A 10,470-nucleotide genomic window follows, 5' to 3' on the forward strand; every position below is an offset into this window, starting at 1 on the left:
CAGGGGCAGCTTGTGGGTGATCATCGGGTCGATCTCGATCTTCCCCTCCATGTACCAGTCGACGATCTTGGGCGTGTCGGTGCGGCCGCGGGCGCCACCGAACGCGGTGCCCTTCCACACCCGGCCGGTGACCAGCTGGAACGGTCGCGTGGAGATTTCCTTGCCGGCCTCGGCCACGCCGATGACGATGCTCTCGCCCCAGCCCCGGTGGCAGGCCTCCAGCGCCTGGCGCATCACCGCGGTGTTGCCGGTGGCGTCGAAGGTGTAGTCGGCGCCGCCGTCGGTGAGCGCCACCAGGTGGGCCACCACGTCGCCGTCGAGGGTCTTGGGATTGACGAAGTGGGTCATGCCGAACCGGCGGCCCCAGGCTTCGCGGTCGGGATTGATGTCTACGCCCACGATCATCGCCGCGCCCACCAGCTTCAGCCCCTGGATGACGTTCAACCCGATGCCGCCCAGGCCGAACACCACCGCGTTGGCGCCCGGCTCCACCTTGGCGGTGTTGACCACGGCCCCCACCCCCGTGGTCACCCCGCAGCCCACGTAGCAGGCGGCCTCGAACGGCGCGTCCTTGCGGATCTTCGCCAACGCGATCTCCGGCAGCACCGTAAAGTTCGCGAAGGTCGAGCAGCCCATGTAGTGGTGCACCGCCTGGCCCTTGTAGGAGAACCGGCTCGTGCCGTCCGGCATCTGCCCCTTGCCCTGGGTGGCGCGGATGGCGGTGCAGAGGTTGGTCTTGCGCGAGAGGCAGCTTTTGCACTGTCGGCATTCGGGCGTGTAGAGCGGGATCACATGGTCGCCCGGCTGGACGCTGGTGACGCCGGGCCCCACCTCGACCACCACGCCCGCGCCCTCATGCCCGAGCACGGAGGGGAACAGGCCCTCGGAATCCAGGCCCTCCAGAGTGTAGGCGTCGGTGTGGCAGACGCCGGTGGCCTTGATCTCCACCAGCACCTCGAAGGCCTTGGGGCCCTCAAGGTCCAGCTCGACGATCTCCAGGGGCTGCTTGGCGGCGAAAGCCACGGCGGCGCGGGTTTTCATGGCGGGGCGGCCCTCAAGAGAACGTGAGACGGGCCACAGCATTTCTACGCGGCGGCAATGAAGGGTGAATGATAGCTTAATAGACGGGAAGAGCCCCTGCCTCAGGGGTCGGGAGATGAAGCCGATGAGCGTGCCCCACGACGTGGCGCCACCGTCGCCCCTGTTCGACGCGGTCACCCTGGCGGACCTGCCTCTGGACGAGGACGCCGGCCCGATCAGCCTGCACCAGGAAATCAACGAGCGCCGCGCCCGGCTGGAGAACGCCGAGGTGCTCCACGGCCTGCGCGGGCTGTAGCCGCCCCCACCCCGCTCGCCTTGCGGATCGCCCTCCCCACAAGGGGGAGGGATAAGGGAGGCGTCGTTAGGCCCCGTAGCCTTCCGGCAGCTCGTCTTCTTTCAGGAGGTCGTCCTTGGACACCTTCTGGTTCTTCACCTTGGCCTTTTCGACGATCAGGTCGACGACCTTGTCCTCGAAGATCGGCGCGCGGAGCTGGGCCTGGGCGTTGGGGTTCTGGCGGAACAGGTCGAACACCTGCTGGGCCTGGGCGCCGTACTTCATGGCTTCCTGGCGCATGGCCTCGCCCAGTTCCTGCTCGGTCACCTGGACGTTGTTGGCGCGGCCGATCTCGGCCAGCACCAGGCCAAGGCGCACCCGGCGTTCGGCGATCTTGCGGTATTCGGCCTGCAGGTCGTCGTCCGACTTGCCGGCGTCCTCGTCCGGCAGGGCGCCGTTGGCCTTGTCCTGCTGCACCTGGGTCCAGATCGAGGCGAACTCGGCCTCCACCATCTTCGGGGGCAGCGGGAAGTCGTGCTTGGTGTCGAGCTGGTCCAGGAGGGCGCGCTTGAGCTTGAAGCGGCTGGCGCCCTCGTATTGCTGCTCCAGGTTGGTCTTCAGCAGTTCGCGGAGCTTTTCGAGGTTCTCCACGCCCAGGCGTTCGGCGAGCGCGTCGTCGGCGGCCGATTCGACCGGCGCCCTGACCTCCTTCACCTTCACCTCGAACTCGGCGGCCTTACCGGCCAGGTTCGCGGCCTGATAGGCGTCGGGGAAGTTCACTTTCACCAGGATGTCGCTGTCGGGCTTGGCGCCCACCAGCTGTTCCTCGAAGCCGGGGATGAACTGGCCCGAGCCCAGCACCAGCTCGGCGTCGGTGGCGGCGCCCCCCTCGAAGGCCTCGCCGTCCAGCTTGCCCAGGAAGTCGATGACCACCATGTCGCCGTCCTTGGCCTTCACCGTCTTGCCGGTGCGGGTCTCGTAGGTGCGGTTCTGCTTGGCCAGCTCGGCCACCGCCTCGTCGACTTCCTTGGCGGTCGGCTCATAGACCGGGCGCTTCAGGGAAAGCGTGGCGGGGTCGATCGGCTCAAACTCCGGCATCACGTCGATGGCGATCTCGTAGGAGAGGTCGGCCTTCCCCTCGATCACCTGCTGCATGTCGCCGTCCGGCTTCAGGTCCGGGTCGCCGGCGGGGCGCAGCTTGTTGTCGGCGAGCACCTTCTGGGTGCTCTCGTTGAGGGTGGCTTCCACCACTTCGCTCATCAGCGCCTTGCCGTAGAGGCGGCGCACATGGGCCAGCGGCACCTTGCCCGGGCGGAAGCCCTTGATGTTGAGGGTCGGGGTGATCTCGGCGATGCGCGCTTCCAGGCGCTCCGTGAGGTCGGCGGCGGGCACCGTCACGCCATAGACCCGGCTCAGGCCTTCACCAGACTTATCAACAATTTGCATGGACATTCTCAACTTCCGGACGCCGCGCTCAAGGTGCGCGCGCAGGTCCGCCTTCGGATGGAGTGGTGGATGTGGCCGAACGGCCGGCCACAAGCGGCGCCCTTATGTCACGCCGCCCGCGCCGCTCCAAGCCCCGAAAGGCCGGCTTGAGGGTGGTCCACCACGCGCGATCTGGACGAAGGGCGTGACGTGGAAGAGGCGCCCCCCGTTCACCGCTCAGCCTGGGACATTCGAACCTATGCTGGACTCAGATGGGTGGAGCTGGGCGGCTTCGTCAGCATCAGGTTTAGCCTTTCACCGGAAGACTCTTTACGCATCTTGCTACAGGGCGGATGTTGTGGGGGGGCAATCTGGTAGATTGCAATCTGGGGGCGAATAAAATGGAGAACGCCGGGGTCATTTCCCAAGCAAACGCCAAGCTGGAGCAGGAAAACGCTCGCCTCCGGGCTCTGTTGATTCAAGCCGGCGTTGATGCTCAGCACACTGCCGAAGCCGAAGCCGAAGCCACTGCCGAAGCCATTGCCGAAGCCACTGCGGCCTCTGCGATCCGCGACGAAAATCATCGGATCGAACTGGTCGGCAGCCGCGACGAAACGAGAGCCTCGGACCTTATCGCTCGGCGATTGCGGCAAGAGGCGACCGATACCAGCCTCGCCGTGAACGCGCGCGAAATCACCGAGTCCAAGCGGACGGGGGAGGAACTGCGGCTGGCGAACGCCAGAACGCGCGAACTCGCAGCAATTGTCGCCTCTTCGTCGGACGCGATCATCAGCAAGAAGCTCGACAGCACGATCACCAGTTGGAACGCAGCGGCCGAGCGCCTCTTTGGGTTCACGGAGGAGGAGATGCTGGGCCAATCGATGTTGCGCTTGATCCCGTCCGAACGGCATAGCGAGGAGAAAGACATTCTGGCCCGGATCGCGGCCGGTGAGATCGTGCCGACGGTCGAGACCGTCCGCACGCACAAGGGCGGCCAGCCGATAGATGTGTCAGTCACCGTCTCGCCCGTGCGCGGTGAAGGCGGCGAAATCGTCGGCGTCTCCAAAATCGTCCGCGACATTACCGAGCGCAAGCAAGCCGAGAAGGCTCTGCGGGAGAGCGAGGAGTTCGCGCGCACGGTTCTCGAAGCGAGCCCCGACTGCATCAAGATCCTCTCGCTCGACGGCCGGCTGGAGCAGATGAACGCCAATGGCCTGTGCCTGATGGAGATCGCCGACTTCGCCGCTGTTCAGGGTCTTAGCTGGTCGGCGCTGTGGCCCGCCGACGCCGCTCCTGATATCGAGCGGGCCTTGGCCGAGGCCGGAAAGGGTCGAACCGGGCACTTCACGGCATTCTGCCCAACCGCCGAGAAAACGCCAAAGTGGTGGGATGTCGTCGTCACCGCTGTGTCCGATGCCGAGGGCAACCCGACCCGCCTGATCGCCGCCTCACGCGACATCACTGAACAAAAAGACGCAGAAGCGCATCGGGTCCTTTTGATCCGTGAGCTGGCGCATCGCTCGAAGAACCAACTTGCCGTCATTCAGGGAGTCGCCAGTCAGACTGCGCGAAACGCAGGCTCCTTGGATCAATTCAGCAAGCTTTTCGCGAGGCGCCTTCAGGGTATGGCCATCTCGGCGGATCTGCTCATTGCTCAAAAATGGGCCGGGGCGCCGCTCGGCGATCTGGTTCGTCGCCAGCTCGAACCGTTCGGCACAGACGAAGGCCGGCTGGTGTGCGAAGGCCCAGACGTATTCCTGGGCTCAGAGGCCGCGGAATCGATCGGCCTGGCGTTGCACGAACTCGCCACCAACTGCGTCAAGTACGGCGCCTGGTCGCTCCCGGCCGGCGTCGTTAGGGTCGACTGGACCTTAGACCGTGATGGTGCGCACCCGCCCCAGTTGAGGCTAAGTTGGACCGAACGTGGCGGTCCCGCCGTCACGCCGCCCACCCGCGAAGGTTTCGGACGCCGAGTCATCGAGCGGATGGTGGCGCAGAAGCTTGGCGGCACGGTGGAAATGAAGTTCGACGTCCAAGGATTGAGCTGGACCCTGGCAGCGCCGCCCACGCAATTCACTGAGGCGCCGCCCTCGGTGGGGGGTATGGCCGCCCAACCTGACATTTGACCGCCATCCCCCGTGTCTCGCGTGTGTCCCTGACAGATGCACCTGGGAGTGCGGCTGACGGAATTCGAGCCTAGGCGTAACTGGCTAGGCCACCCCCGCCCCGCCCTGCGGTGGATACAATATTGGTGCGGACGAGAGGACTCGAACCTCCACGCCTTGCGGCGCTGGAACCTAAATCCAGTGCGTCTACCAGTTCCGCCACGTCCGCAACGGCCCTGCCATCGCGGCGGACGCCGCCCGCGTCAAGCCTTGGCGAGGGTGACAGCCGCCGCGGGCGCCTGCAAAAGGACGCCCATGCCCCAAGGCGTCCTCTTCGTGCACACCAACTTCCCGGCCCAGTTCCGGGACCTGGCGCAGGCCCTGGTCGCCCGCGGCGTGCCCTGCTGCGCCATCGCCGCCCAGGCCGCGCCCGGCCTGCCCGGCGTGCGGATCGCCCGCTACACCCTGTCGCGCGGCACGTCGCCGGACATCCTGCCCCAGGCGGTGCGCGCCGAGGCCGACCTGATCCGCGGCCTGCACGCCGCCGAGGGCGCCCGCGTCCTGCAGGCCGAGGGGTTCGATCCGCAGGTGATCGTTGGTCATCCGGGCTGGGGGGAAACCGTCCTGCTGGACGACGTGTTTCCGCAGGCCCGGCAGGTGATGTTCTCGGAGTTCTTCTATCACGCCACCGGCTCGGAGGTGGATTTCGACCCGGAGTTCCCGGGCTCCGAAGACGCCGCCGGCCGCGCCAAGGTGAAGGCCAAGAACGCGGTCATGTGCCTGGCCCTGGCGGAGGCCGATGTGATTGTCGCGCCGACGCGGTTCCAGGCGGACCTGCTGCCGGTCGCCTTCCGCGATCGCGCCCGGGTGCTGCACGAGGGTGTCGACGTGGCGGCGATCACCCCGGGGCCGGCCGAGCCCTTCACCCTGCCCGACGGCCGGGTGATCGCGCCTGGGACCTCGGTGATCACCTATGTGAACCGACAGCTCGAGCCCCTGCGCGGGATGCACATTCTGGCCCGCGCCCTGCCGCGCCTGCTGGCCGAGGTTCCCGACGCCCAGGTGCTGATCTTCGGCGAGGCGTCCAAGCGGGCCTATGGCGGCTCGGCGCCGGACGAGCGCACCTGGGTCGACGTGAGCCTGCAAGGCGTCGCGCTGGACCCGGCCCGCGTCCACTTCGTGGGGCGCGCGCCGCACGACCAGATGCTGGCGGCGCTGCGGCTGTCGACGGCGCACGTCTACTATAGCTACCCCTTCGTGCTCTCCTGGTCGCTGATCGAGGCGATGGCGGCCGGGTGCTATGTGATCGGCTCAGACACCGCCCCGGTGCGCGACGCCATCCAGGACGGGGTCAGCGGCCGGCTGCTGCCGTTCTTCGATGTCGACGCCCTGTCGGCTGCGCTGATCGCCGCCTGTCGCGATCCCCAGGCCTCCGGCCCGCTGCGCGCCGCCGCGCGGGAGACCGCCGTGGCGCAGTTCAGCCGCGACGCCGGGCGCGCGGGCTGGTTCGCGATCCTGAAGGAAATGGGATTGCAGATCCCCAGCGCGATCTAGCCGCAGCGGATTTCGCGGATGGTCCCGGTCTGGGCCTCAAAGAAGAAGTTCAGCCGGCTGGGACTGTAGTCCTGGGTCACCGGGCAGGTGGTGCAGGCCACCCGCTGCAGGTTCGGGCGCACCGGCACCGGGATCTGGGTGCGGGACTGGCCAACCAGGTGTTGCAGGTCGGCGGCGCCGCAGCTGTCCCGGGGAGCGACGATCGGCGCCGGCCGCGGGGCTATCGCCTGGGGTGGTGCGATCGGCGGCGGTGGATCGGCCGGGCCGCTGGAGCAGGCCGCCAGGGCGAGGAAAACCCCCGTGGCCAGAACTGTCCGCCTCATGCCTGCTTCTCCCAACCGCGCGCCTGTTGCTTCCAGTACGAGACAGCAAACCCCTTGGCCTTCACCTGGCTCCACTGGGCCCGCGCCACGGCCAGTTGCGCCTCGTCCCCGCCGTCGAACAGGACCACACAGCGCTGGTAGCCGGCAAGCTCTCCCGGCTCGGCGCCATCCACCAGGAAGAGGGCGTCGGCGGCGTTGGGGTTCTCGAAGCCCGCGGTAAGCAGCACCGGCTGGCGGGCCGCGCCGGGCTCCTCGGCGGGGGCGTGCGGCAGGAAGCTGTCGTCGCGGTAGCTCCACAGCCAGCCGTCGAAGTGCTCGATGCGGGCCGGCTCGCGGGTCCGCACCACGGCCCTCCAGCCCCGCTTCAGGGTTTTCTCCAGGAGCTCCGGCAAGGCCTGGTCCAGCCCGGTGCGCTCCAGGTGATAGAACCAGACCTCGGTCTCCGGCGTCGTCACCTCAGCTCTCGTACTTCTCCGCCACCATCCGGTTCAGCAGGCGCACGCCGAAGCCGGTGGCGCCTTCCGGGATGGTGGGGACCGCGGAGGGCTTCTTCCAGGCGGTGGAGGCGATGTCGAGGTGGGCCCAGGGCGTGTCGTTGATGAACCGCTTGATGAACAGGGCCGCGGTGATCGAGCCGCCCGGGCGGCCGCCGGTGTTCTTCATGTCGGCGATCATCGAGTCGATGTTCTTGTCGTAGTGGGCCGGCAGCGGCATCCGCCACAGGGGCTCGTCCTCGATCTTGGACGCCGCCAGAAGGTTATCCGACAACTCGTCGTTATTGCTGAACAACCCGCCGACATCATCGCCGAGCGCGACGATGATCGCCCCGGTCAGGGTGGCCAAGTCCACCATGAACTTCGGCTTGAACCGCTGCTGGCAGTACCAGACGGCGTCGGCCAGGACGAGGCGGCCCTCGGCGTCGGTGTTGATGATCTCGATCGTCTGCCCCGACATCGAGGTGACCACGTCGCCGGGGCGCTGGGCGTTGCCGTCCGGCATGTTCTCCACCAGGCCCAGGATCCCGACGGCGTTGACCTTGGCCTTGCGCGCCGCCAGCACGTGCATGAGGCCCGACACGGCGGCCGCGCCGCCCATGTCGGTCTTCATGTGCTCCATGCCCTCGGCGCCCTTGATGCTGATGCCGCCGGTGTCGAAGGTGACGCCCTTGCCGATGAAGGCCACCGGGGCCGCCTTCTTGTCGTCGGCGCCGTTCCATTTGAGGATGGCGAGCTGGCTCTCGCGCACGCTCCCCTGCCCCACGCCCAGTAGCGAGCCCATGCCGAGCTTCATCATCTCGGCCTCGCCCAGGATCTCGACCTCCAGGCCCAGTTCCTCCAGCTGCTTCACGCGCTTGGCGAACTCGGCGGGATAGAGAACGTTCGGCGGCTCGGAGACCAGGTCACGGGAGAAGGCGATGGCGTCGGCCAGGGCCGCCAGGTCGGCGAAGGCCCCGATGGCGCCGTCCACGTCGCCGGTGACGATCTCGGCCTTCGTGACTGACGGCTTCTTCTCGGCGGCTTCCTTGGTGCGGTATTTGTCGAACCGGTAGGAGGCCAGGCGCACGCCGAAGGCCGCCCTCGCCGCCTGGCCCGCATCGCCGGCGACCTGGACCCGCAGGGTGGTCAGGCCCGAGGTCTTCACCGCATTATAGGCGCTCGCGGCGGCGTTCTCGGCGCCCAGGCCGTCGAACCCATCGGCCTTGCCCGCGCCCACCAGCACCACGCGGGCGGCCTCGGTTCCGGCCGGGGCCAGCAGGTCCAGGGTCTGGCCCTTGGCGCCGGTAAACCGGCTGCCGGCGAGCGCCTTCGCAAAGGCGCCGCCCTGGGCGGCGGCGGCCTCACCTTCGAACACGACGATCGCCAAGGCGCTCTTTTCACCAAGCACGGCGTCGGCCGCGACGAACTGGATATCCATGGAATTCTCTCAACTTATCGACCCGGCGCAGCGCGCGCCCTGAACCCATCCCAGCCTGACCGTTCGTGCGGCGGTTGTGTGGCGGGGCGACGCATGGTTTAGAGCAGCTTCCTGTCCCGGGCGCGGCAAATATCTTGGCCCGCTCTATATTTCTTGCCGATGCGCCTGATCGATCGATACCTGCTCCGTCAGCTCTTGGGGCCGACCGTCATGGCGACGGCGGCGTTGACGGCGGTCGCCCTGCTTTCGACCAGCCTGTCGCAGCTCGACATCATCGTCAGCCAGCGCCAGAGCGCGCTCGTGTTCCTGCAGGTGACCCTGCTGGCCATGCCGCAGCTGATCAACATGGTCATGCCCATCGCCCTGCTGGTGGCCGCCCTCGTGGCGCTCAACCGCCTGCATGTGGAGCAGGAGATCGTGGTCTGTTTCGCCGGCGGCATGAGCCGCTGGCGGGTCATCGCGCCCGCCCTGCGGCTGGGCGGCGTCGTCACCCTCATCGCGCTCTTCATGAACCTCTGGGTCCAGCCGGCCGCCTCGCGGCAGATGCGCGAGACCCTGTTCCAGGTCCGCACCGATCTCGCGTCGACCCTGGTGCGCGAGGGTGAGTTCACCGAGCCCGCGCCGGGCCTCACCGTCTATGCCCAGTCGGTGGACTCGGGCGGCCTGATCCACAACCTCTTCATCCACCAGACCAAGGACGACGGCGGGGCCACCACCTACACCGCCGACGAGGGCCGGGTGGTCAAGCGCGGCGACAAGCCGGTCCTGTTGATGCGCAAGGGCTCCAACCAGGAGTTCAGCCGCACCGGGGTGCTGAATTTCCTGTCCTTCGACGAATACGTCTTCGACCTCTCCCCCTTCCTGGAGAGCGACGAGCTGGTCCACTACAAGCCGTCGGACCGCTACCTGCATGAGCTGTTCTTCCCCGACCTGCAGCAGATCTGGGAGAAGCAGAACCGCGACAAGCTGCTGGCCGAAGGCAACGCCCGCCTCACCACGCCGCTCTACAACCTCACCTTCATGAGCTTTGCTCTGCTGGCCATCATCGGCGGCGGCTTCTCGCGTCTGGGCTATGGCCGGCGCATCGCGATCATCGGCGCCACGGCCGTGGCCGTCCGCATCCTGGGCTTTGTGATCCAGGCCGCCAGCGAGTCGGAGCCCTGGATCAACGTCCTGCAATATGTCGTGCCTCTGGGCGCCATGGGCCTGGCCCTGCGCGGCATCTTCAAGCAGCGGGTCAGCCGCTTCATCGACATACGCAAACGCCCCGCCCGCATCGCCGGGCTGAAAACCGCATGATCGGGACCGGCCGCCTCGAACGCTACGTCCTGATCCGCACCTTCACCGGGGTCGGCGCGGCCTTGGCCGTCATCGCCGCGGTGATCCTGCTGGTGCAGTTCGTCGACCTGTCACGCTCGGTGGGGGTTCGCGCCGACGTGGGCGTGGCCCAGCTCTTCGGCCTGACCTTGCTGAAGGCCCCGGCCCTTATCCTGCTGCTGCTGCCCTTCGTCTTCCTGGCCGGCGGCATCAGCGCCTACGTCGGTCTCAACCGCTCCAGCGAGCTCGTCGCCATGCGGGCCGCGGGCATTTCGGCCTGGCGCTTCATCCTGCCCTCGGCGGCGGCGGCCTTCGTCGTGGGGGTCTTCGCCGTCACCGCCTTCAACCCCCTGGCATCGGCCCTCAGCGCCCGCTTTGAGGCCGACCGCGCCGGCCTGATGGAAAACTACCTCACCGACGCCCCCAAGGAGGTCTGGCTGCGCCAGGGCGACGACCGCAACCAGATCGTCATCCACGCCAAGTCCCGCGACGCCGTCGCCGGGCGGGTGAAGCTCAG

General features: G+C 67.6%; 10 protein-coding genes and 1 tRNA gene. 5 read left to right on the forward strand and 6 right to left on the reverse strand.

The window, feature by feature from the left end; all coding sequences use genetic code 11:
• Positions 1-1,041, reverse strand: a 1,041-nt coding sequence (locus ACLL81_RS09525; RefSeq protein ID WP_411288106.1) for an S-(hydroxymethyl)glutathione dehydrogenase/class III alcohol dehydrogenase, incomplete at its 3' end; no start/stop codon positions are given.
• 124 nt (positions 1,042-1,165) lie between these two features.
• Here ACLL81_RS09525 and ACLL81_RS09530 point away from each other — a divergent pair.
• Positions 1,166-1,336, forward strand: coding sequence for a hypothetical protein (locus ACLL81_RS09530; RefSeq protein ID WP_411288107.1), 171 nt, complete (start codon positions 1,166-1,168; stop codon positions 1,334-1,336).
• 66 nt (positions 1,337-1,402) lie between these two features.
• Here ACLL81_RS09530 and tig read toward each other — a convergent pair whose 3' ends face one another.
• The gene (gene tig / locus ACLL81_RS09535; RefSeq protein WP_411288108.1) at positions 1,403-2,761 is read right to left on the reverse strand and encodes a trigger factor; all 1,359 of its coding nucleotides are present in this window, start codon (positions 2,759-2,761) and stop codon (positions 1,403-1,405) included.
• A gap of 380 nt (positions 2,762-3,141) precedes the next feature.
• On the opposite strand from tig, the gene ACLL81_RS09540 reads away from it, so the two are divergent.
• On the forward strand, positions 3,142-4,866 hold the full coding sequence (locus tag ACLL81_RS09540) for a PAS domain-containing protein (RefSeq protein ID WP_411288109.1): 1,725 nt from the start codon (positions 3,142-3,144) through the stop codon (positions 4,864-4,866).
• Between the two features lie 123 nt (positions 4,867-4,989).
• Here the strand turns inward: ACLL81_RS09540 and ACLL81_RS09545 are convergent.
• Positions 4,990-5,074 (reverse strand) — tRNA-Leu (locus ACLL81_RS09545).
• 86 nt (positions 5,075-5,160) lie between these two features.
• On the opposite strand from ACLL81_RS09545, the gene ACLL81_RS09550 reads away from it, so the two are divergent.
• On the forward strand, positions 5,161-6,399 hold the full coding sequence (locus ACLL81_RS09550) for a glycosyltransferase (protein WP_411288110.1): 1,239 nt from the start codon (positions 5,161-5,163) through the stop codon (positions 6,397-6,399).
• On the opposite strand, the gene ACLL81_RS09555 is transcribed toward ACLL81_RS09550, so the two are convergent.
• From ACLL81_RS09555 to ACLL81_RS09565, 3 genes are read right to left on the reverse strand one after another with little or no spacing between them, the layout of a single operon-like run.
• On the reverse strand, positions 6,396-6,722 hold the full coding sequence (locus tag ACLL81_RS09555) for a peptidase inhibitor I78 (RefSeq protein WP_411288111.1): 327 nt from the start codon (positions 6,720-6,722) through the stop codon (positions 6,396-6,398). The genes ACLL81_RS09550 and ACLL81_RS09555 overlap by 4 nt on opposite strands.
• Positions 6,719-7,177, reverse strand: coding sequence for a DNA polymerase III subunit chi (locus tag ACLL81_RS09560; RefSeq protein WP_411288112.1), 459 nt, complete (start codon positions 7,175-7,177; stop codon positions 6,719-6,721). The genes ACLL81_RS09555 and ACLL81_RS09560 overlap by 4 nt, the downstream gene beginning before the upstream one ends.
• Before the next feature lies 1 nt (position 7,178).
• Positions 7,179-8,636 (reverse strand): leucyl aminopeptidase, encoded by a 1,458-nt coding sequence (locus tag ACLL81_RS09565; protein ID WP_411288113.1) that lies wholly within the window; start codon positions 8,634-8,636, stop codon positions 7,179-7,181.
• A gap of 159 nt (positions 8,637-8,795) precedes the next feature.
• On the opposite strand from ACLL81_RS09565, the gene lptF reads away from it, so the two are divergent.
• Together lptF and ACLL81_RS09575 are read left to right on the forward strand one after the other, a co-directional pair.
• The gene (gene lptF, locus ACLL81_RS09570; protein ID WP_411288114.1) at positions 8,796-9,935 is read left to right on the forward strand and encodes an LPS export ABC transporter permease LptF; all 1,140 of its coding nucleotides are present in this window, start codon (positions 8,796-8,798) and stop codon (positions 9,933-9,935) included.
• The coding region (locus ACLL81_RS09575; RefSeq protein ID WP_411288115.1) for an LptF/LptG family permease at positions 9,932-10,470 on the forward strand (539 nt) is incomplete at its 3' end. The genes lptF and ACLL81_RS09575, both read left to right, overlap by 4 nt.

It is taken from the genome of Phenylobacterium sp. (assembly GCF_046590535.1).
GTDB lineage: Bacteria > Pseudomonadota > Alphaproteobacteria > Caulobacterales > Caulobacteraceae > Phenylobacterium.

Coding starts and splice junctions, on each gene's coding strand:
- ACLL81_RS09530 (WP_411288107.1), top strand. CDS start 1,166: ATGAGCGTGCCCCACGACGTGGCGCCACCGTCGCCCCTGTTCGACGCG.
- tig (WP_411288108.1), bottom strand. CDS start 2,761: ATGCAAATTGTTGATAAGTCTGGTGAAGGCCTGAGCCGGGTCTATGGC.
- ACLL81_RS09540 (WP_411288109.1), top strand. CDS start 3,142: ATGGAGAACGCCGGGGTCATTTCCCAAGCAAACGCCAAGCTGGAGCAG.
- ACLL81_RS09550 (WP_411288110.1), top strand. CDS start 5,161: ATGCCCCAAGGCGTCCTCTTCGTGCACACCAACTTCCCGGCCCAGTTC.
- ACLL81_RS09555 (WP_411288111.1), bottom strand. CDS start 6,722: ATGAGGCGGACAGTTCTGGCCACGGGGGTTTTCCTCGCCCTGGCGGCC.
- ACLL81_RS09565 (WP_411288113.1), bottom strand. CDS start 8,636: ATGGATATCCAGTTCGTCGCGGCCGACGCCGTGCTTGGTGAAAAGAGC.
- lptF (WP_411288114.1), top strand. CDS start 8,796: ATGCGCCTGATCGATCGATACCTGCTCCGTCAGCTCTTGGGGCCGACC.